The sequence below is a fragment of the Paractinoplanes atraurantiacus genome (assembly GCF_900215205.1).
GTDB lineage: Bacteria > Actinomycetota > Actinomycetes > Mycobacteriales > Micromonosporaceae > Actinoplanes > Actinoplanes atraurantiacus.
Genome location: NZ_OBDY01000002.1, coordinates 19,867 through 45,210, shown reverse-complemented (window position 1 = coordinate 45,210; position 25,344 = coordinate 19,867). Strand labels below are relative to the sequence as shown.

The following is a 25,344-nucleotide window of genomic DNA, read 5'->3' as shown; positions in this document are numbered from 1 at the left end:
GGAAGATGATGCGCATGACAGAGACCCTCACCGTCAGCGTCCTCGGCACCGGCATCATGGGCGCCGCCATGGCTAGAAATCTGGTCAAAGGCGGTTTCACCGTACGGGTGTGGAACCGCACCCAGGAGAGGGCGCAACCGCTCGGGGCCGACGGGGCCCGGGTCGTGGCCACCGTCGAGGAGGCCGTCCGCGGGGCCGACGTGGTGCTGACCATGCTGTTCGACGGTGCGGCCGTGCGCGAGGTGATGCGTGAGGCGCAGCCGGCGTTGAACGAGGGCCAGATCTGGGTGCAGTCGACCACCGTCAGCCTGGACGACGTCGACGAGTTCGGTGGTTTCGCGCGTGATCATGGGCTGGTCTACTACGACGCGCCCGTCCTCGGCACCAGGCAGCCGGCGGAGGCGGGGCAGTTGACCGTGCTGGCGGCCGGCACTGCCGACAAAAGGGACAAAATCTCGCCAGTTTTCGATGCTGTCGGGGCAAAAACCGTGTGGCTCGACAATCCGGGCGAGGGTACGAGGCTCAAGCTGGTCGCCAACAGCTGGGTGCTGGCCCTGACCCACGCCGGCGGCGAGGTGCTGGCCCTGTCCGAGGCGCTGCACGTCGACTTCGGCAAGTTCCTCGAGCTCATCCAGGGCGGCCCGCTCGACAACGGCTACCTGCGGGCCAAGACCGACCTGGTGCGGGCGGACAAGCTGACACCGGCCAGCTTCGCGGTGAGCACGGCCGGCAAGGACGCGCGGCTCATCGTCGAGGCCGGCCGGCGTCACGGCGTACGGCTGGACCTGGCCGAAGCCGGCGCCGAACGCTTCCGCCGGGCCGAGGAGCAGGGGCATGGGGACGCGGACATGGCCGCGTCCTACCACGCGTCCTTTTCTTAAACTTCGCTGCTGCGGGCCCAGAGGTTGATGCCCGACTCGGTGGCGTACTTGTCGATCTCGGCCAGCTCGTCGCCGGTGAACGTCGTGTTCCCCAGGGACGCGACGTTCGCCTCGAGCTGGGCCACGCTGCTGGCGCCGAGCACGACCGAGGTCATCCGCGGGTCGCGCAGCGACCAGGCGATCGCCATCTGGGCCAGGGTCTGCCCGCGGCGCTGCGCGATCTCGTTCAGCGCCCGGATCTTGCCCAGGTTCTCGTCGGAGAGCAGGTCGGTCGAGAGTGACTTGTGCTCGGCCGCCCGCGAATCCGAGGGGACGCCCTTGAGGTAGCGGTCGGTGAGCATGCCCTGGGCCAGCGGCGAGAAGGCGATGCAGCCGGCGCCGACCTCGTGCAGCGTGTCGAGCAGGCCGCCCTCGATCCAGCGGTTCAGCATCGAGTACGACGGCTGGTGGATCAGCAGCGGCGTGCCCAGGTCACGCAGGATGGCGGCCGCCTCGGCGGTCTTCTCCGGCGAGTACGACGAGATGCCCACGTACTGCGCCTTGCCGGCCCGGACGGCGGCGTCGAGCGCGCCCATCGTCTCCTCGAGCGGCGTCTCCGGGTCGAAGCGGTGCGAGTAGAAGATGTCGACGTACTCCAGGCCCATCCGCTTGAGCGACTGGTCGAGCGAGGCCGTCACGTACTTGCGGGAGCCCCACTCGCCGTACGGTCCCGGCCACATGTCGTACCCGGCCTTGGTCGAGATGACCAGCTCGTCGCGGTACGGGCGGAAGTCCTCGGCCAGCAGGCGCCCGAAGTTGAGCTCGGCCGACCCGTACGGCGGACCGTAGTTGTTGGCCAGGTCGAAGTGGGTGATGCCCAGGTCGAAGGCCCGGCGCAGGATCGCCCGCTGGGTTTCCAGGGGCTTGTCGTCGCCGAAGTTGTGCCACAGACCGAGCGAGACGGCGGGCAGCTTGAGCCCGGAACGCCCGGTCCGGCGGTACTCCATGGTGTCGTAACGGTCGCCTTCGGCGGTGTAGCTGGTTGGCATGTCCCCACCTTCGTCGCTCGCTGACCAAAGGTCCAACAGAAGAAAGCGCTCGGATTAAGCACCTAGACTGCTCAATCATGGAGTTGCGGCACCTGGAGTACTTCGTCGCGGTGGCCGAGGAGCGCCACTTCACCCGCGCCGCCGAGCGCATGCGGGTGGCGCAGTCGGGGCTCTCCGCCTCGATCAAGGCGCTCGAACGCGAGCTCGACGCCGAGCTCTTCGTGCGGCACACCCGCCGCGTGCAGCTCACCGACGCCGGGCGCGCCCTGCTCACCGAGGCGAATCGTACGCTGGCCAGCGCCGCCGCGGCCCGGGAAGCGGTGGCCGCGGTGCGCGGTCTGGTGCGCGGCAGCCTCACGGTCGGCACCGAGCAGTGCCTCGGCGTGATCGACCTGCCGCCGCTGCTGGCCTCGTTCCGCCGCTCGCATCCGGGGGTGGAGATCAGCCTGAGATACGCGGGGTCGGGGCACATCGTCGACGAGATCCGGCAGGGGCGGCTCAACGTCGGCTTCGTCGCGCTTCCCGGTGCCGCTCCCGAGGGCGTACGGCTGGAGGCCCTGGCCACCGAGGAGATGTTGCTGCTCACCCACCCTGACCACGTCCCGGCCGATCTCGATCCCTGCGCCCTGGCCGCCGAGGACTTCGTCGACTTCAGCCCGGACTGGGGCGCCCGCAAGGTCAACGACCAGTTGTTCGCGCGGCACGGCGTCGACCGGCGCGTCTCGGTCGAAGTGAACGACGTCCACACGTTGCTGGACTTCGTGCACCAAGGACTGGGGATCGCCGTCGTGCCGGCGCCGGTGACCCGCAAGCCGCACGCGGCCGGGCTGCATGTGGCCCGCCTGCCCGCCGGCGCCTCGTGGCAGGTCTCGGTGGCTCTGCCGGCCGCGGCGCCGCCCGGGCCGGCCGCCGAGGAATTGCTCCGCAGGATTCTTTAGCCGGATACTCATCCGCGGACGACGGTGCTGGCGAATCATCCCCATGGAGGGGCGTGGAATGGCGACGCCGGTGCTGGACATCGAGGCGCTGCTGGTGCGGGTGGCGCGGGGCGACGAGCAGGCCTTCGCGCGGCTGTACGACCTGGTGGCGCCGCGTGTCTACGGTCTTGTCCGGCGCGTGCTGCGCGATCCGTCGCACGCCGAGGAGGTCGCGCAGGAGGTGCTGGTCGAGGTGTGGCGGCGGGCTCCGCAATACGACCCGGAGCGGGGAACGCCGACGGCGTGGATCTTCACGATCGCCCATCGGCGGGCGGTCGACCGGGCCCGGTCCGAGCAGGCGGCGGCCGACCGCACCCTCCGGATCGGCATCCAGGCGATTGACACCCCGTATGACACGGTCGCCGACGAGGTCGCGACGCGCCTGGAGCGCCGGCAGGTGCGCAGCTGCCTGGACGGGCTGACCGAGTTGCAGCGGCAGGCGGTCACCCTCGCGTATTTCCAAGGCAACACCTATCCGCAGGTGGCCGAGATGCTCGGGGCGCCGCTTCCCACCATCAAGTCGCGGATGCGCGACGGTCTGGCCCGGCTGCGCGACTGCCTGACCACGGGGGCGGCGGCATGAGGCCCGACGTGCATTCGCTGGTCGGCGCGTATGTGCTGGACGCGGTGGACGACCTGGAACGGGTCGCCTTCGAGCGGCACCTGCGCGAGTGCGAGGACTGCCGGGCCGAGGTGGGTGAGCTGCGCGAGACCGCGGCCCGCCTGGCCGACGCCGCCTGGTCGGTGCCGCCGCCCTCGATGCGGGCGAACGTCCTGAGAGAGATCGGCACCACGCGCCAGGAGCCGGCCGCTGCGGTCCGCCCGGTTCGTCCCCAGCGCCGGCTTCACCTGGTGGCCGCGGCCGCCGTCGTGGTCGCGGCGGTCGGTGCAGGTGCGGCCGTCTACGTTCTTCAAGATCAGCGCGTACGGGATGAGCGGGCCGTCGCCGAGGCCGCGCGCGCCTCCGAGGCGCGCGTCCGCGCGATCCTGGCCGCGCCCGACCTCCAGGTGCGCGAGCAGCCGCTGACCAGCGGCGGGCGGGTCACCGTGGCGTCGTCGAAGCTGACCGGCGCCGGCGTGATCATGCTGGCCGCCTCCTCCCCGCCGGGCGACGGCCGCGTCTACCAGCTGTGGACCATCCGCGACGACGACCCCACCTCGGCCGGAGCGCTCGGCGAGGACCAGGCGGCGACCGTACGGATCGTCGAGGGCCTGCCCGCCTCCAATGCCGTCGGCGTCACCATCGAGACCGCGCCCGGGGCCACGTCACCGACCATGCCGCTCGACGCCCTCGTACCCCTGTAAATTTTCTTTTGCCCTTGACCCAACCGATCCTTGTCGATCCGCCGTCGGATACGCAGGACATCGACAGGAGCGGGGATGCCGAAGAGAACGGACAGCGAATACCTGGCCTTCGTGCACGGCCGGGTGAAAGGGCTGCGGCGCACGGCGTATCTGCTCTGCGGTGACTCGCATCAGGCCGACGACATCGTGCAGGAGACGCTGACGAAGCTCTACACACGGTGGCCGGGCATCGGCCACGTGGAGAACGTCGACGCGTACGTGAACACCATGCTCGTCCGGGTCTTCCTCGACGAGCGCCGCCGCGGCTGGTGGAAGGTCGCGCTGCTCGACTGGTTACCGGACCGGGGCCCGGCCCCGCACGTGCCCGTGGACGACCAGTCCGTCGTACGGACCGCGCTGATGCAGTTGCCGCCGCGACAGCGGGCCGTCGTCGTGCTGCGCTACCTGTGCGACCTGCCGGTCAAGGAGGTCGCCCACCACCTGGGCTGCTCCGAGGGAACCGTGAAAAGCCAATGCGCGCACGCCCTCGACAAGCTCCGCCTTGTTTTCGACTCGGCCGCCTTGGACCGGCTATGAACCTGGGAGAGAACGACATGAGTGAGGACGACCGGACGGTGCGGATCCTGCGGACGATCCCCGACGAGCCGCCGGCCCCGTCGCGGATCGACATTCCCCGCACGATGGACGAGGGCCGCCGCCGGCGCCGCGCCCGCCGCTGGTCGGGCGGGGTGGCCCTGGCCGCGGTGACCGCCGTGGCCGCCGGCGGCGGAACGGTGGCGGTGGCCGCCCTGCGCCCCTCGTCCGAACCGGCGCCCGTCGTTTCTCCTTCCCCCTCGACCGTGGCCGCCGCCCCGGCGCCGGCTGTCCCGCGGGACTGCACAGTGAAGCTGCTGCCCACCGGCGACATCAAGAAGGCGACGGTCAGCTCGGGCGACCCGAGCGGCCACTACCTGACCGGGCGGGTCTATCCGCCCAAGCTCGAGGTGTACACGGTCATCTGGAAGGACGGCGTCCTGCAGAACCGCCCGTCCATGCCCGGCGACGACGGGGCCTGGGGCGACATCAACTCGTCCGGCGTGGCCGTCGGCTACAGCTTCACCAAGGGCGAGGAGCAGCGGGCGTACGTCTCCACGGGCAGCACCGTGACACCGCTGCGCGGCGGCCGGGCCACGGCCAACGCCATCAACGACGCGGGCACCATCGCCGGCACGCTCGGCGACCCGTACGAGGGGACACCGGCCACGTGGGCCGCGCCCGGCGCCAACCCGGTGCGGCTGCGCCTGCCGTCCGGGTTCCGCACCGGCGAGGCGAAGGCCATCGACGAGGACGGCACGGTCATCGGCACGGTCGCGAAGAGGAACACCGAGAGCACCGGCTACCTCTGGCTGCCGAACGGCAAGGCCCGCCTGATGCCCCTGCCCGAGGTGGAAGGCGTGAAGGCCACCTACTTCTGGCCGGAGTCGGTCAGCAGCGGCTGGGTCTACGGCCGGGCCGTCCGCGACAGCCCCGACGGCGGAAGCCGCACCTTCGCGACCTACCGCTACAACATCGCGGCCAACGAGTACGAGGAGCTCGACATCCCGCTCGGCCCGCTCACCCTGGGCGCCGCCAACGGCTGGGTCCTGGCCACCACAGGCCATTTCGAGCCCATCATCATCGCCGGCGAGAAGGCCGTACCCCTCCCGTTCTACAACAAGATGAAGGAGTACGTGACAAGCGCCTTCAGCGCCGACGGCAAGGTAGCCGCCGGCTACACCACAGACACCACAGCCTCCGACCCGGTGGCCAACCGCCCTCTCATGTGGACCTGCCGCTGACATGACGAGTGGGCGGCGCGGAGGCGCCGCCCACTCCGCCTCCTCCGGCTCCGTGACGTCGTCGGCTGTTTCCTGAGCGGGCACCTTGCCCGGTCAGCTCGCCTCGACCGCGTCGTCATAACCAAGGCCACGATCCGAATTTTCCTGGTCGAATGCCCGCGAAGCCGCGTTCCAGGTGGACGATTCATCACCGGCCGGCACGATCAGGCGCGCCGGATCGCCCGCGGATCGAAGCGCCGCCGAGGCGCCCGCGCGGCCACCCGCGCACCGGCCCGAGGATCTGCATAACGTTCTCGCTGGGCAGCAGGATGGCCGGCGACGCCACGAAGTCCTCCTCGGACACGAGATGAGCCAGCCGACCCTTACCGAAGGCCGTCGCCGCCTCCCGGTCCCGCTCGGCGGCGAGAACCTCGGCGTGCCGCATCCCCATCGCCCAGCCGAACGGGTCCGGCGACGGCACAGCGCCATGTGGTGGAGCGGCCACCGACTGGCGTTGGAAGCACAGTCGGATGCCGGACATCAGTGCGACCCGAACCGGCGTTGCCCGTGCGGTCCGATCCGCACGACGATGACATCGGCCGAATGGCGACGGGAGGGCGCGTCATGGGACTCGAGATCCTGGTTCCCCTGGTCATGGGTGCCTTGCTCAAGGTGGCCGGCAAGGTGGCGGACGGTGCCCTCAGTGCGGTGGAGGACGCCGCCGCGGACGGCGCCTCCGGCATCTTCGCCAAGATCAAGTCATGGTGGTCGGGTGACTCGTCGGCCTCCGGCGACCTCGAGAGATTCACCGCCGAGCCGGAGATCTACCAGCCGGTCGTGGAGGCCCGGCTGATCAGCAAGCTGGCCGACGACCCGGCGATGCAGGCCGAACTCGCGGCCCTGCTCCAGAGCGCCGGGCCGGGAGTCGACGTGTTCCAGTCGATCGCGACCGCCCACGGCGTCACCGGCGCCAAGGTCGAGCAGATGCTGAGCGGCCGAGTCACGGTGCGACAGGAGATCAAAGATGCCTCCTCCAACGTCGTGGGCGCGGACATCAAGCGGCTGGGACAGTGACCGCCGACGCCGGCGAGCTGTTCTTCGACGATGTCGTCAGCGACTACGTGGACGACCCGGCCTACGTGCGGCGAATCTGGCTTGAAGAGGCCGTACGGGAACGGCTGGAACGGCCGGACTGCCGCTACGTCGTGCTGATCGGAGAGCCCGGCGCCGGCAAGAGCGGCCTCATGGCCGGCCTCGCCGCGCGCCACCCCGGCTGGGGGCGTTACTTCATCCGCCGCGACAGCACCACACCGCTGAGCGGGGGTGACGCCGTATCGGCGCTCCTGCGAGTCGGCCACCAGCTGGCCACCCGTCGGCCCGAGCTGTTCGACCCTGACCTGCTGACGGTGGTGGTGAATCAGCGGGTGGCGGCCGCCGGTCCAGGCGCGAGCGTGGTCGGCGTGCGGATCGAGGACCTCACCGTCTCGCCGTTCCACCGCACCGCGATCCGTGTCGAGCAGCATGTGACCGACCTCGGCGGCCGGCTCGTAGGCCTCGACGTCGCCCGCGCGACTGTGGACCCGCGCCTGCTCACGTGGGAGAATCTGCAGTTCCTGGCGCTGCTCGACCCGGCGGCGGCGCTGGCCTCGATGGCTACGGGCGAGCGGATCGTCGTCCTCGTCGACGCGATCGACGAGTCGCTGCGCTTCCGCAGCGAGGTGAGCGTCCTCGACTGGCTGGAGCGCAGCCCACAGCTGCCGCAGAACGTCCGCATCGTGTTCTCCTCGCGGCCCCACCCGCGCCTGGCGACCTTGCAAGGCGTCCGCCCTGGGCAGGTGGAGACGATCGACCTCAACGAGCTGGCTGGCGCCGTTCGAACCGACACCCACGGCTTCGCAACCGGCGTGCTGAGGGCGCCCGCCATCGCGGACCGAGTCGCCGATCCGGGTTCAGTGGCCGAGCATGTCGCCGACGCCTCGGAGGGCAACTTCGCCTACCTGCGCGCGTGGCAACGGGGCCTCGACGGGGCTGTGGCGGGCGGTGACGACGAGCTGGCCGACAGCCTGCTGAGCCTCGACGTGCTGCCGGCCGGCCTGGGCGCGCTGTATGCGGTCTTCCTTCACAACGCGCGCACAGAGATCGAGCGGCTGGGGTTGCTCGACGTGAGGGACCCGCGCAGCGCCGGCGATGAGCTTGTGCCGGCCTGGGAGGGCGCCGGGCAGCGGCTCGTCGCCGTGCTGGCAGTTGCCCGCGCCCCGCTGAGTTCCGCTCAGCTCACATGGCTCGGCTCTGTCCGGGTGTGGCCCAGCGCCGTCGACGACCTGATCCGGCTCCTGCGGCCGCTGCTCGACGAGGTCGAGCATCGCTGGCAATTCTTCCACCCGTCGGTGGCCGAGTTCCTGACTGGCGAGGCCGAGGACGAGGCGCCGGACCTGTTCGTCAGGGGCGACGAGTGGCACCGGCGGGTGGTCAGGGTCTACCGAGGCGCCGCCGTGTGGGCGGAGGTCGACTGGACCGTCGTCGACGACTACGGGCTGTTGCACCTGGCCGACCACCTCGCCGAGCTCGGCCCGGCGGGACAGGTGCAGATCATCGAGCTGGTCACCGCGGGGATGCGCGTCGAGTCGCGGCGGCGGTTCCTCACCGACCTGCCCTTCCAGCGGCTGGTCGAGGCGGCGTTGTCGCACCAGGACCCGGGCCGCGCTCCGGCCGACACGCTGGCCGACGCGCTCTTCCTCGCCCTGGTCCGAGCCGATCTCGGCGCCGGCGGGACCCACCTGGCCCCGGCCGTGTTCGGCCTGATGGCCCGCCTCGGCCGGATCGACGAGGCGCAGGCCCGCATCGAGCTGCTCCCGCCGGGTGAGCACCGCTTCGCCGCGACGCGGGCGCTGGTCGCCTGCACCCCAACCGCCGAGCGCCACCGTCTCGGCCCGTACGACGGCGCCGAGCTGCTGGTCGCGGCGGCCACCGAGGTGCCGGTGATCGACGACAGCCTGTTCACCGGGTTGCGCAACCGGGAGGCGGTCGAGGTGGCCGCGGTGGCCCTCGCGCCCTACGACCTTGACCGTGCGCTGACCCTCGCGGCCGGCGCAGAACCGCAGTGGGACCGTCACCGCGTCCACGATCTCGTGCTGGAGGCCGCGGCCGGAGCTCGGCCACCGGACGCGCGGGCGCCCTTGATCGAGCGCATGACCGGTGGCCGGGCCGCCGCCGCGGCGCAGTTGGCCTGTCAGGTCAGCACCCAGGATCGGGATCGACTGCTGTCGATAGCAGAGCAGGATGTCGAGAACGGGCGGGCCAAGGAGCCGCTGCCGGCCCTGGCGCAGCTGGTCGCGTCGTACGGGGAGTTCGCCCTGGATCGGGCCGAGCAGTTCGCGGCCGAACTGCTCGCGGCCGCGTCCGCGCCCGGGACGGAGACGCGCCACCTGCTGACCGCGGCCAAGATCGTCGCGGCCGGCCAGCCCGGCCTGGCCGGCGAGCTGCTCGACCGGATCGCCGGCGCGGACAACGCGGAAAGCTGGGCGAAGACCGGCGCCGTACGGCTGTGGGCGGTGCTCGGGCGTCCCGATAAGGCCTCGGAGATGGCGGATCAGGTGCTGGAGTACGAGCGGGGGCTGGGCTGGTTCGGGCCGGCCGACTCCATCGCCGAACTGGCCGTCGCCCTAGATCCGGCCGACCCGGACCGGGCCCGGGCGCTGGCCGACGAGGCCGAGGAGCTGATCGTCACCGCCGCGGAGAAGAACACGGATCCCTACGAGAGCCGCATCACGAGCACGCTGGGCATGACGGCCCAGGCTGTGCGGACCTGGGACCCGCCACGCGCGCTGCGGCTGGCCCGGCTGATGGACGGCAGCTGGATCAGCGGCGGCCCATGGGACTCCCTCGACGGTCGGCTGTCCGCTCTCGCCTGCCTGGGCATCGACGCCTGCGACGGCGACCCCGCGCTCGCTCGGGCACTGCTCGAGGAGTGCATGCCGGAGCAAGAGAGCCGCCTGGGCCGGGCCGACGGGCGGCTCGTCCACGGCGGCTTCTTCAGACCCGTGGAGGACGGTGGGGTGCCCTCCCTCGTCCGGGCGACGAACTTCATCACCTACATGAGCAACTGCCTCAACTACTGGCACGCCGCCCGCGACCGGGTCCCCTTCGCCGAGCCGGCCGACGTGGCCCGCAGCATGCAGATGGGGCCGGGCAGCCGGGGCAGCATCGCGTCATGGGCGGGTGTGCTGGCCGCCGCCGTGACGCCGACGGCAGCCGACGACCGGGATGCGGCGATCGCGCTCACCGGGTGGCTCGACGACCCGGCCGAGCGACTCATCGCGCTGGCGGCGCTCATCGCGCCACTGTCCGAGGCGGACGATCCCCGCCGGAGCGGCGCGGTGGCCGCGGCCGGGCGGGCCGCCGTCACGCTACCCCGCTACACGGCCGAGCTCGACCTGACCAAGATCGACCAGGCACCGACGCTGCGATACCTCGACCCCGCCGCCCGCGCCCGGTTTGAGGCGGCGCTCCTGCTGCCCGAGGAGATGGAGGCGACCGCGAGCGCGCTGGCGATGGCCGCCGACTCCTGGTATCTCTCGGCGACGCTGCGCGCTCAGCGCCTCGTCGACCGCCTGTACGGTCCGGTGTCCGCCCATCCCGACGCCCTCGAGGTCGCCGCCTTCGTCCGGGACGCGGTCGGCACGGCCGACCAGGTGCCCGACCCGATCCAGCAGGACCTGATCCGGATGGCCGGTCTCTGGGTGGTGACGCCGATCGACGGCGACCTGGCCGCGGAGATCCTGTCCGGCATCCGCGATCCCGGCCGGCAACTACTCGGCCGGCTGTTCGTCGCTGCACTCACGCGGGACCCGGCCGTGCTGGCCGACGCCGTCCGCCAAGAGCTGGACGACGCGCCGGCCGGGCTCGCACCCACGCATCGGGCCATGGCCGTCGCTACCGCGCTGAGGTGGCTCGGCGAGGACGACCGCCGGGAGCTCACCGATCGCGAAGTGGCCGCGCTCGCCGAGGTGGATCCGTGGTCGGCGGCCGTGGGCCTGCTGATGCTCGCCGAGGGCGACGCCGGGCTCGTCCGGGCGGCCCTGGACCGGATCGCCGGCATCGAGAACGTCTACCTGCGAGTCGACCTGCTCGCCGACGTGCTGGCGGTCGCGGCCGAGACCGGCGACATGGAACTCATCGTCGCCGTGGCCTGCCGGCAGCTCGACGCGGGCTGGCAGCCGCTGATGGAGGGATTGCGGCGCGCTGTCACCCCGCTTGCCGCCGTCGCCGGCACGGACGTGTTCGCACGGCTCGACACCGCCTTTCGCGCGGCACAGGCCATCGTCGGCCCGGCGGTGGAGGGACATCTGGACGGGGTTGCCGATCCGGGCGCCCGTGACCCGGACCCGATCCCCGACCCGGGGCCGCCACCGGCCCTCGAGGCCTTCCGGGAGGTGTACCTGACCGCCGAGGATCTGCCGGGCATGCAACTGGTGCAGGACTCCGCCGACCTCGCCCCCGACCCGGGCGACTATGCGTTTTCCGCCTGCGGCGGCGTCGGCACCGGCCTGCGTGTCTGGCTCGCCCCAGACACCAGCTCCGTCTGGCGACTCGTCGACATCCGCTTCGTGTTCCCCGACGCAGCGTCGGCGGCCGCCTACCACGCCGAACGGCTCCTGGCCAACAGCGAGGGCAACCCGCCGATCCCCGAGGCGCTCCCGGTCGGCGAGGAGTGTCGCGTGTTCGGCGGCGCGCGTCTGATGCCGATCGCGGAGATCGAGATGACCATGTTCTTCTACGTCTTTCGAGTCAGCTCTGTGGTGGTCAAGCTCTTCGTGGCGCGGGGCGTCGCGGCTACCGAGCCGCTGGAGGTCGCGCAGGCGCACGCAATCGCGGAGCGTGCGGCCGCGCGCATATTACGGCTTCAGTGAGCCATCGGTTCCGGCGTGATCCCGGTCAGCCGACGACCTTGCCGGGGTTGAAGAGGTTCAGGGGGTCGAGGGTCTGCTTGATGGCGACCTGCATGGCGAGGACCGACGGGGAGAGTTCCTGCTTCATGCCGTCCCGCTTCAGCAGGCCCACGCCATGCTCGCCGGTTACCGTGCCGCCCATGGCTATGGCGGCCGTCAGCATGTCTTCGAAGGCGGCCTGGGCGGCCAGCCGGGCCTGCTCGTCGCCGGCGGGGGCCAGGATCAGCGGGTGCAGGTTGCCGTCGCCGGCGTGGGCGATCGTGGCGATCGTCGCTCCGTGGCGGGTGGCGATCTCCTCGATGGCGGCCAGCATGTCGGGGACCCGTGAGCGGGGGACGCACACGTCCTCGGTGAGGACCGGGCTCAGGCGCTCCAGCGCCGGGTAGGCCAGGCGCCGGGCCGCGAACAACGCCTCGGCCTCGATCTCGTCGGTGGACTGCTCGGCCCACATGGCGCCGGCCTCGCGGAAGACCGCGGCCACCGCGGCCGCCTCCTCGTCGCCGGCCGCGCCGGGGCTGTCCAGCTGGGCCAGCAGCAGGGCGGCCGCGTCCGCTGAGAGGCCCAAGTGTTTCCACTCCTCGACCGCCCGCAGGCAGGTGCGGTCCAGCAGTTCCAGGGCGGCCGGCAGCAGGCCGGCCCGGGTCAGCGCGGCCACCGCCGATCCGGCCGCCACGACGCTGTCGAAGGCGCCGACCACCGTGCGCGGGGCCTCGCGGCGGGCCGGGCGCAGGCGCAGGGTGATCTCGGTGATGACGCCGAAGGTGCCTTCGGAGCCGGTGAACAGGGCGGCCAGGTCGTAGCCGCTGACGCCTTTCGTGGTGCGGTGACCGAGGCGTACGACCGTGCCGTAGGCCCCCGCCGGACCGCCCACCACCGCCTCCAGGCCGAGGACGTAGTCGCGGGTGACGCCGTATTTCAGGCAGCACAGGCCGCCCGCGTTGGTGGCGACGTTGCCGCCGATGGTCGACCACGGGGCGCTGGCCGGGTCGGGCGGATACCACAGGCCGTGTGCGGCCACGGCCTTCTTCAGGTCGTCGTTGACGACGCCCGGCTGGACCGTCGCCGTCATGTTCTCGGCGTCGATCTCGACGATCTTGTTCATCTTCGACAGGTCGATGATCATGGCGCCGTCGACGGCGTTGGCACCGCCGGAGAGGCCGGTGCCGGCTCCGCGCGCGACGAGCGGAATGCCTCGTTCCGCGCAGGCCGCCACCACCCGGCGTACGTCATCAGTGGTTTTGGGGCGGACGGCCGCGACCGGCTTTCCGTAGGGCGCCCACTCGGCGTCGTCGTGGGCGAGGCTCTCCAGGACGTCCGCGTCGTCGACGATGTCGAGGCCGGTCAGCAGGTCTTTCACTTGAGGAACTCCAGGATCGCGTCGTTCACCGCTTCGGGCTGGTCGAGGTTGGCGGCGTGCCCGCAGTCGTCGAGCGTCACCACCCGGGCCGACTCATTCAGATCTAGGGCGTGCGTGCTGGGCCAGAGCTGGCTGTCGCGGCCCGCGATGAACAGCGACGGCACCGTCATGCGCGCGATGACGTCACGCCAGTCCGCTTCGGCGTGGTTCTGGAGCAGGGCGCGGCGTTCGGGTGTGCTGGGATCGGCGAAGACAGGCGGCCGCCCGAGCGCCTCGGTGACCCGGCTGAGGCCGGCCAGCCGGTCCTGCCGGCCGCGCCCGGTGCCGGGGACGCCGTTGTCGAAGAACGTGCCCACGTTTTCACGGGTCAGGCCGTAGAAGCCGTGTGACCAGGTGGCGTCGTTGACCATCTTCGGCGTCTGATCAATGGTGACGACCGCCCGCAGCCAGCCTGGTCCAAATAAATCGTAATAAGCCCAGATTGTGCTGGCGCCCATCGAGCCGCCGATGAGCACGACGTCCTCCAGGTCGAGCGCGCGGAGGAATTCGTGCACGTCGGCGCCATGGCGAGACAAGCGCTGCCCGTACGAAGGTGACTCGGACGCCCCGTGCGAGCGGCGGTCGAAGCCGATCACCCGATAGCCCGCCTCGAGCAGCGGCCGCCGCTGCAGCTCCCAGCTCTCCAGCGGCGCGCAGAAGCCGGCGATCAGGACGATCGGCGTGCCGGCGCCCTCGTCGGTGTAATTCAGGCGGACCCCGTCGCTGGTCGTGATCGTCGGCATGTCTGCGACCTTACGCGCGTGGTCACGGCCTCGCTCTCGGCCCACAACTCGGCCCTTCGCCCGTCACGCACCCGAGCCGGAATCGACAGCGGCCGGGCCGACGGGCCATAGAAACCAGAAGCAAACCGAGGACCGATTGCTAGTTGTACGGGCCCACGCGCGGCCGAGGCGGGAGAAGCGCCGATCCGCTGCTGGAGCGCGTTCATCACCCACCGAAGCGGGGCCGGCACGCCGTACGCGTCCCGGAACACCCCCGTGGCGACCAGACCCGGATAGACACAGGCCACCGAGAGTGAGGGGTGCCGAGAGGCCAACTCCACCGCGTACAGGTCGTTGGCGAACTGGGTGCGACCGGCGACCCCCAGCCCCCACGTGGGATTGCCGCGCGTGTCCCGATAACGGCCCGCGTTCGCCACCAGCACCACGCGCCCGTCCGGCGGCAGCAGCGGCAGCAGCCGGTCGATCAGCAGGAAGCGGGACAGATAGTTGAGCACCCAGGCCCGTTCCAGCCCTTCGGCCGTCGTGGCCGCGCGCATCGTGAACACCCCGGCGCAGCAGACGATCGCGTCGAGCCGGTCGTGGGAGGCGGCCACCTCGTCGGCCGCCTCGGCGACGGAGGCCAAAAGGGAAAGGTCAGCCCGGATCCGGCCGTGGCGGCCGATCGTCAGGGCCCGCTCCCCCAGCTCCGCGGCCACCGCTCCGCCGATCCCGGTCGAGCCTGTCACCAGTATCTTCGTCATCCCTCGACGCTAGGAACGGGCGGGGCGACAATCCATGTGTGCCCGTCCCGCAGACCACATCGGACGTCCTGGGCACCGTCCTGCGCGAGATCCGCTTCGCCACCGCCGCCTATCGCTGGATCGAGATGAGCGGGGAGTTCCGGCTCGTCTTCGACCGGCCGGGGCTGCGCGGCGTCCACCTGATCACCTCCGGCCGCTGCGACCTGTCGCTGGCCGGCGAGGTCGTCCCGCTGAGCGAGGGCGACACGGTCATCCTGCCCAAGGGCGACAATCATGAGTTGGTGTACGGGGTCGCGCCCGCCACCTCCGGCTTCGAGCTCGCGGCGCGGGCCGAGGGGGTGCGGCTGCGCCACGGCACGGCCGGGCCGTCCACCACGATCGTCTGCGGGGCCTTCGTCGCCGGCGAGCCCGATCATCCAGCGCTGAGCGGGCTGCCGCGGGTGATCCTGATTCCGGCCGCCGAGAGCCAGTGGCTCGCGCCCTACGTCGAGGCGCTGCGGCAGGAGGCGTTCGAGGCCGGGCCGGGCAGCGACGTCGTCATGGCCCGCCTGTCGGACGCGATGATCGCGCGGGCCATCCGGCGGCACGGCGAGGTCACCGATCATCCGGGTTGGCTGGCGGGCTTACGCGACCCGCATCTGGCGGCGGCGCTCGGCGCGATGCACGGCGATCCGGGTCGCCCGTGGGCGCTCGCGTCGCTGGCGGCCACGGCGCGGCTGTCCCGGACGGCGTTCGCCGCCCGGTTCTCGGCCGCTGTGGGTGAGCCGCCCGTCCACTATCTGCGGGCGCTGCGCCTGCACAAGGCGCGGCTCCTGCTGCGGGACGAGCGGCTCACGGTGGCCGCGGTGGCGGCCCGGGTCGGCTACACCTCGGAGTTCGCGTTCGCGTCGGCGTTCCGGCGCGCGTACGGCGTACCTCCGGGAATCTGGCGTTCTACTTGACGGCGCCGGCCGTCAGACCGGCCTGGATCTGCCGCTGGAAGATCGCGTACACGATGATCATCGGCAGGATGGAGAGGACCAGCGCGGCGAACAGCGTCGACCACTCGGCGTGATAGCCGGCCGAGGTGCTGATATTCGCGATGCCCTGTGTCAGCAGATATTTCGACTCGGCGCCGGGCCCGGTCATGATGACCACCGGCAGCAGGTACTGGTTCCACTGGCCCACGATGTTGAAGATCGTGATGCTGACCAGGCCGGACTTCGCCATCGGCATCATGATCTGGAAGAACTTGCGGGTGTGCGAGGCGCCGTCGACCGTGGCCGCCTCCTCGATCTCGTACGGCAGGGTCTTGAAGAACGCCGCGAGGAAGAAGACGGTGAACGGCAGCGAGTAGGCGATGTAGACCAGGACCAGGCCGGTGTACGAGCCGAGCAGCCCCATGCTCTTGAGGATGTAGAACAGCGGCGCCAGCGCCATGAAGGTCGGGAACGCCAGACCCGAGACGAACAGGTAGTAGATGAAGCGGTTGCCCCAGAAGCGGTAGCGCGCCAGCACGTAGGCGGCCATCGAGCCGAACAGCATCGTGCCGGCCGTGCTGATGATCACGACGATGACGCTGTTGAGGAAGTAGCGCCCGATGTGCGCCTCGCCCCAGGCGTCGAAGTACGTCTGGAACGAGAAGTGCTCGGGCAGCGCGAACGGCTCGCCGAGGAAGATCTCGGTGTTGCTCTTGAAGGAGGCGAGCAGCACCCAGATCAGCGGGCCGGCCGTCACCAGCGCCCAGGCGAACAGGGCGATGTGCGCCAGGCCGGTGAAGGCGTTGACGTCGCGCTTCTTGTCGGGCTTGCGGCCGGCGCTCTTGGTGCTCGTGGCGACTGCGGCCGGAACGGCGTCGGTGCCGGGGGTGCTTGTCAGGTTCGTCATCTCGTCCGCCTCAGGCTTCGACGGAATCGCGGCGGGTGACCCGGAGGGTCAGCGCGGCGAAGGTCAGGGTCAGGAAGAACAGGACCACGCCCAGCGCGGAGGCGTAGCCGGCCTGCGAGAATTCGAAGGCGTTGCGGTAGATCATCAAGCTGAGCACCGAGGACGCGCCGTTCGGCCCGCCCCGGTCCACCGTCATGATGTTGACCAGGGCGAAGGCGTCGAACGCGGCGATGCCCAGATAGACCCAGGCGACCTGCACGGTGTTCCACAGCAGCGGGATCGTGATCCGGAAGAACAGGGTGATGCGGGTGGCGCCGTCGAGTGCGGCCGCCTCGTAGATCTCGGCCGGGATCGAGCCCATGCCGGCCGAGAAGAGCACGACGTAGAAGCCGACCGCCTGCCAGATCAGCACGATCAGGATGCAGAGCATCGCGTACCGCTCGTCGGCCAGGAACAGCCACGGTTTCCAGTCGGCCGGGAACAGGCCGTTGAGCATGCCGCTCTTGTCCGGCCCGAAGACCCGGCCGAAGATCACCGCGACGATGGCCAGGGCCAGCAGCTGCGGGAAGAAGAAGATGACCCGGTAGATCTTGGAGCCCCACACGCCGCGGGTGGTGCCGCCCTTGTGCCCGCCGCCCACGTTGAGCAGGAAGGCGAAGACCAGGGCCAGGATGATCGTGACGATCGGCAGCAGGATGAGCAGGAAGAGGTTGTGCCGGATCGACTTCCAGAACAGCTCGTCATGCCACAGCTTGGTGAAGTTGTCGAAGCCGACGTACTCGATCGGGCCGAGACCCGACCAGTTGCTCAACGACAACTGGAAGGTCTGGATGTACGCCGCCACCACAAAGGTGCAGTAGAGCGCCACCGGCACGATAAGGAAGCCGATGATGAAGGGATACTTACCGCGTCGCATGGCGCTCTACCGTCCTACTTGTTGCCGTACAAAGATCAGCTACGGGTGAACTTGGTGACCGAGGAGTCCTTGGCAACCGCCTGGGACGCCTTCTCCATCCGGTCGCAGAACTTCTGCGCGTCCCCGCCCTTGAACATCAGGTCGTTGACGGCACCGCGGGACTCGTCGTCGAGCTTCTTGTACCAGGTGTCGAACAGGTAGCCCATGAAGATGTCCTTGCCGGCCTTGGTGACCGCGTCGTTGGCGCTGGTCAGACCGGGCGAGATGGTGACACCGTCGGAGGCGCCCGCCACCACCGTAAGCGACTTGGTGAGCTTGGTGAAGCCCAGCGCCGCCTCCTTGGAGAGCATCGTGCGCAGGTACTCCTTGCCACCGGCCGGGTTCTTGCCCTTGGCCGCCGCGAAGTAGATCTCGCCGGCCGCGGCGTTGATGGCCGGAGCCGGGAGCTTGTCGGCCGCCGTCACGCTCGGGTACGCGGCGATCGCGTACTCGAAGCCGGGCGGGGTGTCCTTGGCCTGCTCGTTCTCGAGCCAGGAGCCGCAGGGGTAGAACGCGACCTTGTCCTGGTTCTGCTGAAGCTGGACCTCGGTGTGCTTGAGGCCGAGGAACGTCTTGTTGATGTACTTGTTGCCGATCTCGCCCCAGGCCTGCGCCGCCTGCTTGATGGCGTCGTTCTGCCAGGCGCCTTCCTTCAGGTTGTCGATGTCCTTGAGGACCTGCTCGGTGCCGATCTTGCCGGCGCTGGTGAGCAGGGCACGGACCATGTAGTACGACGCGTTGGCGCCCGCGTAGCCGAACGGCGTGATGCCGGCCGCCTTGATCTTGTCGCACAGGGCGGTGAACTCGGCCCAGGTGGTCGGGACCGTCCAGTTGTTCTTGGCGAACAGCGCCTTGTTGTACCAGAGACCGAACACGGTGTACGAGTAGTTCATCGCGAACGGCTTGCCGTCGTAGCTGCCCTGCTCGACCGCGCCCGGCACCAGGGTCTCGGCCACGGTCTTGCCCGGGATGTCCAGCGACGGGGCCGCGAACAGGTCGGTCAGGTCGGCGGCCTGGCCGGCCTTGACGATCGCGCCGAAGTCCATCAGGTTCGAGCCCGAGTTGTTGATCATGTCCGGAGGGTTGCCGGCGTTGATCCGGGGCTGGATGACCGTCGAGATCTGCTCGGTCGCCGAGTAGGTGACCTTGGCGTCCGGCCACTTCTTGTTGAACAGCGGGGTGTCCACGTCGGTGGCGTACGCGGTGCCGAGACCGCCGTTGAAGATCACGATCTCCACGCCGGCCTTCGGGTCGATGCCGAGCGGGTTGTCCGCCGACTTGGTGCCGGTGGCCTGCTCGGAGTCGCTGTCGTCGGACCCACCGCCCACACAGGCGCTGAGCATGCCGACCGCGGGGGTGGCGAGCAGGCCGACGGCGGCGGCACGACGCAGCAGCGTACGGCGGTCCAGCTCGGGCTTGGCGAAAATATCGGTCACAACATCTCCTCAGGTTGTGTTTGTGATCAGCCCTTGACCGCGCCGGCCGTGAGACCGGTGGCGATGTTGCGCTGGATGATCAGGAAGAAGATCACCACCGGGATCGAGGTGATGATCGCACCGGCCATGAGGGGGCCCCAGGCGGTACCGCGGGTCGTCTGGTTCTGCAGCAGCCAGGCCATCAGGTTCTGCTTGTCCGGGCTGTTGAGCGTGTTGATGATGATGAATTCGTTCCAGGCCTGGATGAACCCGTAGACGCTGGTGGCCACCAGGCCGGGGCCGGTCAGCGGGAGGATGATGCGCCAGAAGACCTGGGCCCGGGTACAGCCGTCGATCAGCGCGGCCTCGTCGAGCTCACGCGGGATGCCCGAGATGAAGCCGCGAAGTGTCCACACGGTGTACGGCAGGATCAGCACAAGGTAGGTGATGCTCACACCGATGAGGCTGTTGGTCAACTTGGCCTGCTGAAGCATCAGGAACAGCGGGATGAGCAACGAGATGAACGGGATCAGCTGCACCACGAGGATGACCAGGATGATCGACTTGCGGCCGTAGAACTTGAACCGGGCGATCGACAGCGCGGCCAGGAAGCCCACGACCAGCGCGCCGGCCACCGCCAGCAACGTGATGATCACGCCGTTGAGCATGTTCTCCAGGAACAGCGGCGCCTTGAACGCCGACAGGAAGTTGTCGAAGGTCGGGTTCTTCGGCAGCAGCGTCGGCTCCAGCGAGAGGACCTCGTTGGCCGGCTTGAACGCGGTGTTGAGCACCCAGTAGACCGGGAACAGCATGAAGATCGAGAACAGGATCCCGGCGGTGTTGGCCGCGATCGTGCCGGCCTTGCTGCGGCCGACGGTGAGCACGCCGTCGTCGGCGCTCTTGGCGCGTCTCTTCTTCATCACCGGGGCGACGGCGACCATCACTCCACCTCACCGATCTTGAACATCTGGCGGATGTAGAAGACCATCACGCCGAGCATCAGAATCACGGTGATCACCGCGATGGCCGAGCCCAGGCTGTACCGGGACTGCCCGAAGGCCTGCGTGTACGAGTACGTCGCCAGGGTCTGGAACGACGGCTCAGGATGACCGTCGCGCAGCACCCACGCCTGTGTGAAGAGCCCGAAGTTCCAGATCACCGAAAGCGTGGTGACGATAGTGATCAAGGGTTTCAAGATCGGGAGGATGATGTTGCGCAGTGATTGCCAGGGCGTCGCGCCGTCCATCGTCGCCGCCTCGAGCAGCTCCTTCGGCACCTGGGTGAGGCCCGCGTTCAGCGTGATGGCCAGGAACGGGATGCCGGCCCAGACCACCAGCGTGGTGATCACCGACCAGCCCTGCCACGGGTTCACGAACCAGCTGTGGTTCGCGTAGTCGACGCCCGGAATCTTGTCGATCAGGTAGTTCACGACGCCGAAGTCGGAGTCGGTCATCCACCGGAAGATCTGCGCGGCCACCAGCTGCGGGAGCGCCCAGACGAACATCATGGCGACGACCATGAACAGCCGTACGCCACGCGTCACCCGCCGCATGAGCAGGGCGATGGACAGGCCGAGCACGACGGAGATCAACACCGAGACGATGGTGAAGGCGACCGTACGGCCGGTCACGCCCCAGAACACGCTGTCCGTGAGCACCTTGGTGTAGTTGTCGAAGCCCACCCACGGCGGCGTGGCGCCGCTGAGCAGCTCGCGCAGCCGCATGTTCTGGAAGGACAGGACCACCATCCGGACCAGCGGATAGCCGAGCAGCCCGGCCAGCAGGACGAGGGCCGGAATCGCCAGCAGCCAAGGGGTCTTATCCGATTTGCGTTTCTTGCTGGCCGCCGGCCGAATCGGAGCTGGAGCAGCCGGGCGGGTCGCCGGTGATTCGACGACGGACATCAGCGGGTTCCCTTCCAGGAAGCGTGGCGCCGCCCTCGCGGGCGGCGCCACAGGCCTCAGCTCTCGTTGAGCGTCGCGTTGATCTGGTCGTCGGCCCACTTGGCGCCGTCGGCCACCGACTTCTTGCCGGTCAGGATGTCGGTGAGCATCGTCTGCAGCACCGCGCCCTTCTCGACGTCAGCCCACTTCTCGGCGTTCGGGGTGAACCAGCTGTCCTTGGCCGCCTGCGCGGCCGGGGCCAGCGCCGGGTTGGCCGCGGCGGCCTTGTCCAGCAGCGCGGTCGAGTTCGGCAGCGCGTTCGCCTTGATCAGGCCGTCCATCGACTGGCTGTCGGTGAAGGCCTTGATCCACTGGGCCGCCAGCTCCTTGTTCTGGCTCTTCTCGGCCACGCCGAGGTTCGAGCCGCCCAGGAAGGAGGGGATCTCCGGCATGGCCGCGGTGGCCAGCTTGCCCTTGACCTTGGTCGGAACCAGCGGCGAGTTCTCGTCGTTGGGGTCCTTCTTGACCTCCTCGGCCGAGCCCTGCTCCCACGCGTTGCCGTAGAACATGGCCGAGGTGCCCTGCGCGAAGATGCCGGCCTGCTCGTTCTCGTTCTTGGTGGGGTCGGCCTTCGAGTACTTCTTGACCATGTCGACCCAGCGCTGCAGGCCCTCGATCGAGGCCGGCTGCGAGAGCTGGCCGACCCACTTGTCGCCGTCCTGCTTGGCGATGTCGCCGCCGGTCGACTTGACCCAGCTCATCGCCGCGTACCAGTACTGACCGGGCATGTAGACGGCGCCGAACTTCGGGTCCGACTTCTTCGCGGTCTGGATCTTCTCGGCCGCGGCCAGGAAGTCGTCGTACGTCTTGGGGGCCGCGAGGCCGGCCTCCTTGAACAGGTCGGTGCGGTAGATCAGCAGGCGCGCGCCGGCGTAGTAGGGCACGCAGTAGGTCTTGCCCTCGAAGTCGCAGGCGCCCTTGAGACCCGCGAGCCACGTGCCCGAGTTCTCGTAGTCGGCCGGGTTGATCGCCGCGAAGCCGCCGCTGAAGACGTACTTGGGGAACTCGCTGTTGCCCAGCTCGATCACGTCCGGCACGTCGGTGCCGGCCAGGGTGGCGTCCAGCTTGGTCAGGTGGTTGGCCCACTGCTGGTACTCGACGTTGACCTGGGCGCCGGTGGCCTCGGTGAAGCGCTTGCTCGCGTTGTCGACGACGTCTTTCCACGCCGTCTGCGCGTCGACCATCAGCCAGACCTTGAGGGTCTTGCCGGCGCCGTCGACCTTGCCGGATGCGGAGGTAGTAGGTGAGTCTTCGTTCGAGCCGCAGGCGGCGGCGAGCAGCGTCGCAGCGAGTGCCGCGGCGACCGCGATCTTGCGCTTCACGCTTCCTCCAGAGGGGAGTTTTTTATGTGTGGGGGTTTTGTCGCTGGTGCACCGCCGGTGACCGGCGGAGATCATGTGGGGCTGCCGTCCTTGGCGGCCTTGTGACCGTGCACGGCTTGCGCGGTGCGCTGGAAGGCGGCGTGCGAGCGCTCGTGGGTGCGCTGCGCGACGGCGACGTAGAGCAGATCGAGCACGACCAGCTGGGGATGGCGGGCGCTGAGCGCGTCCGGCCGGAAGGTCGTGGCCTGGGTGGCGGTGAGAAGGACGATGTCGGCCAGCTCGGCCAGCGGCGAACGCGGAAAGCTGGTCAGGGCGATGGTGGTGGCGCCCCGGCTGCTGGCCTCGGCCAGCAGCTCGATGGTCTCGCCGGTCTGTCCGCTGTGCGAGATGCCGAGCGCGACGTCGCCGGGCCGGGAGAGCGCGGCGCTGGCGAGCCCGTTGTGGACGTCGGTCCAGGCCCACGCCGGCACTCCGATGCGGTGCAGGCTGAACTGCATCTCCTCGCCGACCAGGGCACTGCCGCTGGCCCCGAAGATGTTGACGCGGGGTGCGGCGGCGATGGCGACCGCGGCCCGCTCGACCTCGGCCAGATCGAGCAGCGCGGCGGTGTCGTGCATGGCCTGCGTGTCGGCCGCCATGATCTGCCCCAGCACCCGCGAGAGCGGGTCGCTGGGCTGGATCTCGCGGCCGATGTCGACGGTCCAGCCGGCGCTGCGCGCCCGTCCCGTCTCGGCCGCGATCCCCAGCCGCAGATCGGCATAGCCGTCGAAGCCGAGCGCCCGGCAGAACCGCGTGACGGTCGCGGGCGAGGTGCCGCTGCGCTCGGCGAGCTCGACGATGGTGGCCCTCGAGGCCGCCGCCGGATCGGTCAGCACCTGCTCGGCGACGCGCCGCAGAGCCCCCGTGAACTCCGGCAGCAACGATCGCACGCGCACGAGCACCGACACCTGGTCAGCAGCGCTCTCGACCGTCGGGACGACCGGCTCGCCACGAACCAGGGAGTCGACGACCGCGGTCGACGCGGTGCCGTCCATCTCCGGCTCGCCCATTGGCCATCCCTTCAGGAAGGACTGTTTACTGTCGCGGTAAAAGTTCTTACTGAAGGCCCCTCCGTGTCAAGACTGTGGGCGAAGTTTTCAAACCGTTACCTGACCTGCGCCGATGAACGCGTGTTACGCCGCAACCACTTGACAGTCATCAATCCGGAAATGTTCTTTACGACGTGACCGCCATCACGCGTCCACATTTGACCGGTTTTGCGGTGGCTCTTTCACCCGACGCTTCGTGCCCGTTCGGACTAGCGCGCATGGCCCGTTCGTACTAGATCTTGGCGAGTCTGAAACGCAGTTTTTACCGCCGAAACAAGATTCGGTACGGAGATGAGCCTCCCCGCCAAACCCTGACGGCCCCCGCCGCAGCGACCGGCCGGCTGCAACTCACCCTGCTCACCGACGTTCCGGCCGCTTCAGTGGTCACCCTCGAAAAACACAAAAGACCGAGGGCGGCCTCCACGCCACCCTCGGCCGAAGCCCGAGAAACAACCTCTCAGCCCTTCACCGACGCGCGAACAGTGCCCGAACCCCCACCCGTCCGCCACCGCCCGAACGCCCCGCCCAGCCGCCGCTGCCCGAACGGCCCTCTCCGTCGCTGCCGCCCGAACGACCCACCCAGCCGCCGCTACCCGAACGGCCCTCTCCGTTGCCGCCGCCCGAACGACCCACCCAGCCGCCGCTACCCGAGCGGCCCGCCGCGCCGCCGGTGTCCAAGCGGGCCGCACGGCTGCCGCGCAGCTCGACGATCGCGCCCGGGTCGCCGCGGTGGATCAGGTCCAGGACGGCGGCCAGGACATCGGTGGCCGGAACGATCAACCGGTCGGCGGTGACGCACATCGCCCGGACGTCGAATCGCCGGGCCACCGGGGCGAACGTCGCGGTGAAACGGATCAGGCGCGCCTCCTGGTCCGTGCCCGCGCCGCCGGCGATGACGTTGACGATCGCGCCGCCGCCGCGCGAGCGCATAGGTTCGAGCACGAGCTGACTCAAAAGCGTGGCATCGGTCAGGTCGAGAGTGGGCGGCACCCACGCTTCAGAATCCGGATAACGCTCAGCCACCCAGCCGGCCACGCTGTTGACCAGCACCGTGGGACCGCCAGAGGCGCCGAGCTCCCCGGCGGCAGCCACGATCCGCTCCAGAAACCGCGGATCACGCACATCGGCCGCCATGGCCCGGGCGGCCACCCCGTAGGCCAGCGCCTGGGTGGCACAGGCTTCAGCACTTTCAGCATCGAGATCGACGGCCACAACGCCGTAGCCGGAGGCGGCGAGCCCGAGCGCCATCGCACGCCCGAGCCCGGCACCCGCTCCAGTGACAACGGCAACGCCACCCGCAAGTTCACCGCCCGCCGCGCCTTCCGCAACCGCCCGCCGGCCCGCCGCGCCTTCCCCACCCGACCGCTCACCCACCGTGCCTTCCACACCCGGCCGCTCGGCCACCGCCGCGCCTTCCACACCCGGCCGCTCACCCACTGTGCCTTCCACACCCGGCCGCTCGGCCACCGTGCCTTCCACACCCGGCCGCTCGGCCGCCGCGCCTTCCACACCCGGCCGCTCGGCCACCGCGCCTTCCACACCCGGCCGCTCGGCCACCGCGCCTTCCACACCCGGCCGCTCGGCCACCGCGCCTTCCACACCCGGCCGCTCGGCCGCCGTCGGGTGTCTATCCCCCGCTGCCGCCTGCTCGGAGGGGTGCCCGCTCCTCCCGGCGACCCGAGCCACACCGCGCCCGTGATCAGACCCGGTTCCCAGCCGTGGGGCGACAACCGCTCGGCCGTCCATCACCGCTCGGTCGCTCACCGGCACAACGCGCGGCGCGGACGCCTGTGCGCGATCACTATCGGGCACGGCGCGCGGCCCCGCAGGCTTCTCGAGGGCGGCCGCGGAGTGCTGCGCATGGGTTGCGGCTAGAGGCGGCACGACAGGCGGCGAGGAAGGCGGCACGACGGGCGACGCGGAAGGCGTCCCAACGGGCGGC

At 69.9% G+C, this 25,344-nt stretch carries 22 protein-coding genes; 9 read left to right on the top strand and 13 right to left on the bottom strand.

The features are described from left to right. Positions 1-14 precede the first annotated feature (14 nt). Positions 15-881, top strand: a complete 867-nt coding sequence (locus tag CRP55_RS06885; protein WP_097318831.1) for an NAD(P)-dependent oxidoreductase — start codon at positions 15-17, stop codon at positions 879-881. Here CRP55_RS06885 and mgrA read toward each other — a convergent pair. Then, the gene (mgrA, locus tag CRP55_RS06880) at positions 878-1,909 is read right to left on the bottom strand and encodes an L-glyceraldehyde 3-phosphate reductase (RefSeq protein WP_097318830.1); all 1,032 of its coding nucleotides are present in this window, start codon (positions 1,907-1,909) and stop codon (positions 878-880) included. The genes CRP55_RS06885 and mgrA overlap by 4 nt on opposite strands. Before the next feature lie 77 nt (positions 1,910-1,986). On the opposite strand from mgrA, the gene CRP55_RS06875 reads away from it, so the two are divergent. The 5 genes from CRP55_RS06875 (at position 1,987) to CRP55_RS06855 (ending at position 6,008) form a co-directional block, all read left to right on the top strand. Next, positions 1,987-2,847, top strand: a complete 861-nt coding sequence (locus CRP55_RS06875) for a LysR family transcriptional regulator (RefSeq protein ID WP_097318829.1) — start codon at positions 1,987-1,989, stop codon at positions 2,845-2,847. Positions 2,848-2,905: 58 nt separating this feature from the next. Next, the gene (sigK, locus tag CRP55_RS06870) at positions 2,906-3,469 is read left to right on the top strand and encodes an ECF RNA polymerase sigma factor SigK (RefSeq protein ID WP_179855042.1); all 564 of its coding nucleotides are present in this window, start codon (positions 2,906-2,908) and stop codon (positions 3,467-3,469) included. Continuing rightward, a complete protein-coding gene (locus tag CRP55_RS06865; RefSeq protein WP_097318827.1) occupies positions 3,466-4,191 on the top strand; it encodes an anti-sigma factor in 726 nt (241 codons plus the stop codon). Before sigK ends, CRP55_RS06865 begins: the two co-directional genes overlap by 4 nt. A 75-nt stretch (positions 4,192-4,266) precedes the next feature. Further along, the gene (locus tag CRP55_RS06860; protein ID WP_097318826.1) at positions 4,267-4,767 is read left to right on the top strand and encodes a SigE family RNA polymerase sigma factor; all 501 of its coding nucleotides are present in this window, start codon (positions 4,267-4,269) and stop codon (positions 4,765-4,767) included. A gap of 17 nt (positions 4,768-4,784) precedes the next feature. Then, a complete protein-coding gene (locus CRP55_RS06855; protein WP_143234436.1) occupies positions 4,785-6,008 on the top strand; it encodes a hypothetical protein in 1,224 nt (407 codons plus the stop codon). A 187-nt stretch (positions 6,009-6,195) separates the two neighbouring features. Here the strand turns inward: CRP55_RS06855 and CRP55_RS06850 are convergent, their stop codons facing one another. After that, positions 6,196-6,528, bottom strand: coding sequence for a hypothetical protein (locus CRP55_RS06850; RefSeq protein ID WP_143234434.1), 333 nt, complete (start codon positions 6,526-6,528; stop codon positions 6,196-6,198). An 83-nt stretch (positions 6,529-6,611) separates the two neighbouring features. On the opposite strand from CRP55_RS06850, the gene CRP55_RS06845 reads away from it, so the two are divergent. Both CRP55_RS06845 and CRP55_RS06840 read left to right on the top strand, forming a co-directional pair. Next, on the top strand, positions 6,612-7,061 hold the full coding sequence (locus CRP55_RS06845; RefSeq protein ID WP_097318823.1) for a hypothetical protein: 450 nt from the start codon (positions 6,612-6,614) through the stop codon (positions 7,059-7,061). Further along, positions 7,058-11,896, top strand: a complete 4,839-nt coding sequence (locus CRP55_RS06840) for a hypothetical protein (protein WP_097318822.1) — start codon at positions 7,058-7,060, stop codon at positions 11,894-11,896. Before CRP55_RS06845 ends, CRP55_RS06840 begins: the two co-directional genes overlap by 4 nt. A gap of 25 nt (positions 11,897-11,921) precedes the next feature. Here the strand turns inward: CRP55_RS06840 and CRP55_RS06835 are convergent, their stop codons facing one another. From CRP55_RS06835 to CRP55_RS06825, 3 genes are read right to left on the bottom strand one after another with little or no spacing between them, the layout of a single operon-like run. Beyond that, entirely contained in the window at positions 11,922-13,292 is a 1,371-nt protein-coding gene (locus CRP55_RS06835) for an FAD-binding oxidoreductase (protein WP_097318821.1), read from the bottom strand. Then, complete coding sequence (locus CRP55_RS06830; RefSeq protein WP_097318820.1) at positions 13,289-14,074, bottom strand: alpha/beta fold hydrolase; 786 nt, start codon at positions 14,072-14,074, stop codon at positions 13,289-13,291. Before CRP55_RS06830 ends, CRP55_RS06835 begins: the two co-directional genes overlap by 4 nt. Continuing rightward, positions 14,038-14,814 (bottom strand): SDR family NAD(P)-dependent oxidoreductase, encoded by a 777-nt coding sequence (locus tag CRP55_RS06825; protein WP_097318819.1) that lies wholly within the window; start codon positions 14,812-14,814, stop codon positions 14,038-14,040. The genes CRP55_RS06830 and CRP55_RS06825 overlap by 37 nt, the downstream gene beginning before the upstream one ends. Before the next feature lie 38 nt (positions 14,815-14,852). On the opposite strand from CRP55_RS06825, the gene CRP55_RS06820 reads away from it, so the two are divergent. Further along, the gene (locus CRP55_RS06820) at positions 14,853-15,755 is read left to right on the top strand and encodes an AraC family transcriptional regulator (protein ID WP_245922853.1); all 903 of its coding nucleotides are present in this window, start codon (positions 14,853-14,855) and stop codon (positions 15,753-15,755) included. Here the strand turns inward: CRP55_RS06820 and CRP55_RS06815 are convergent. The 8 genes from CRP55_RS06815 to CRP55_RS55555 form a co-directional block, all read right to left on the bottom strand. Beyond that, positions 15,748-16,680: a carbohydrate ABC transporter permease gene (locus tag CRP55_RS06815; protein WP_097318818.1), complete on the bottom strand. Its 933-nt coding sequence runs from the start codon at positions 16,678-16,680 to the stop codon at positions 15,748-15,750. The genes CRP55_RS06820 and CRP55_RS06815 overlap by 8 nt on opposite strands. A 10-nt stretch (positions 16,681-16,690) precedes the next feature. Next, on the bottom strand, positions 16,691-17,596 hold the full coding sequence (locus CRP55_RS06810; protein ID WP_097318817.1) for a carbohydrate ABC transporter permease: 906 nt from the start codon (positions 17,594-17,596) through the stop codon (positions 16,691-16,693). 35 nt (positions 17,597-17,631) lie between these two features. Then, a complete protein-coding gene (gene ngcE, locus CRP55_RS06805) occupies positions 17,632-19,071 on the bottom strand; it encodes an N-acetylglucosamine/diacetylchitobiose ABC transporter substrate-binding protein (RefSeq protein ID WP_097318816.1) in 1,440 nt (479 codons plus the stop codon). Between the two features lie 26 nt (positions 19,072-19,097). Beyond that, on the bottom strand, positions 19,098-19,991 hold the full coding sequence (locus CRP55_RS06800) for a carbohydrate ABC transporter permease (RefSeq protein ID WP_097318815.1): 894 nt from the start codon (positions 19,989-19,991) through the stop codon (positions 19,098-19,100). Continuing rightward, positions 19,991-20,953, bottom strand: coding sequence for a carbohydrate ABC transporter permease (locus CRP55_RS06795; protein WP_097318814.1), 963 nt, complete (start codon positions 20,951-20,953; stop codon positions 19,991-19,993). The genes CRP55_RS06800 and CRP55_RS06795 overlap by 1 nt, the downstream gene beginning before the upstream one ends. 56 nt (positions 20,954-21,009) lie before the next feature. Beyond that, on the bottom strand, positions 21,010-22,314 hold the full coding sequence (locus tag CRP55_RS06790) for an extracellular solute-binding protein (RefSeq protein WP_097318813.1): 1,305 nt from the start codon (positions 22,312-22,314) through the stop codon (positions 21,010-21,012). Positions 22,315-22,385: 71 nt separating this feature from the next. Further along, the gene (locus CRP55_RS06785; RefSeq protein ID WP_097318812.1) at positions 22,386-23,363 is read right to left on the bottom strand and encodes a MurR/RpiR family transcriptional regulator; all 978 of its coding nucleotides are present in this window, start codon (positions 23,361-23,363) and stop codon (positions 22,386-22,388) included. Positions 23,364-23,867: 504 nt separating this feature from the next. Then, positions 23,868-24,989, bottom strand: a complete 1,122-nt coding sequence (locus CRP55_RS55555) for an SDR family NAD(P)-dependent oxidoreductase (protein WP_179855041.1) — start codon at positions 24,987-24,989, stop codon at positions 23,868-23,870. Positions 24,990-25,344: the final 355 nt, after the last annotated feature.

Coding starts and splice junctions, on each gene's coding strand:
- CRP55_RS06885 (WP_097318831.1), top strand. CDS start 15: ATGACAGAGACCCTCACCGTCAGCGTCCTCGGCACCGGCATCATGGGC.
- mgrA (WP_097318830.1), bottom strand. CDS start 1,909: ATGCCAACCAGCTACACCGCCGAAGGCGACCGTTACGACACCATGGAG.
- CRP55_RS06875 (WP_097318829.1), top strand. CDS start 1,987: ATGGAGTTGCGGCACCTGGAGTACTTCGTCGCGGTGGCCGAGGAGCGC.
- sigK (WP_179855042.1), top strand. CDS start 2,906: ATGGCGACGCCGGTGCTGGACATCGAGGCGCTGCTGGTGCGGGTGGCG.
- CRP55_RS06865 (WP_097318827.1), top strand. CDS start 3,466: ATGAGGCCCGACGTGCATTCGCTGGTCGGCGCGTATGTGCTGGACGCG.
- CRP55_RS06860 (WP_097318826.1), top strand. CDS start 4,267: ATGCCGAAGAGAACGGACAGCGAATACCTGGCCTTCGTGCACGGCCGG.
- CRP55_RS06855 (WP_143234436.1), top strand. CDS start 4,785: ATGAGTGAGGACGACCGGACGGTGCGGATCCTGCGGACGATCCCCGAC.
- CRP55_RS06850 (WP_143234434.1), bottom strand. CDS start 6,528: ATGTCCGGCATCCGACTGTGCTTCCAACGCCAGTCGGTGGCCGCTCCA.
- CRP55_RS06845 (WP_097318823.1), top strand. CDS start 6,612: ATGGGACTCGAGATCCTGGTTCCCCTGGTCATGGGTGCCTTGCTCAAG.
- CRP55_RS06830 (WP_097318820.1), bottom strand. CDS start 14,074: ATGCCGACGATCACGACCAGCGACGGGGTCCGCCTGAATTACACCGAC.
- CRP55_RS06825 (WP_097318819.1), bottom strand. CDS start 14,814: ATGACGAAGATACTGGTGACAGGCTCGACCGGGATCGGCGGAGCGGTG.
- CRP55_RS06815 (WP_097318818.1), bottom strand. CDS start 16,680: ATGACGAACCTGACAAGCACCCCCGGCACCGACGCCGTTCCGGCCGCA.
- CRP55_RS06810 (WP_097318817.1), bottom strand. CDS start 17,596: ATGCGACGCGGTAAGTATCCCTTCATCATCGGCTTCCTTATCGTGCCG.
- CRP55_RS06800 (WP_097318815.1), bottom strand. CDS start 19,991: ATGGTCGCCGTCGCCCCGGTGATGAAGAAGAGACGCGCCAAGAGCGCC.
- CRP55_RS06795 (WP_097318814.1), bottom strand. CDS start 20,953: ATGTCCGTCGTCGAATCACCGGCGACCCGCCCGGCTGCTCCAGCTCCG.
- CRP55_RS06785 (WP_097318812.1), bottom strand. CDS start 23,363: ATGGGCGAGCCGGAGATGGACGGCACCGCGTCGACCGCGGTCGTCGAC.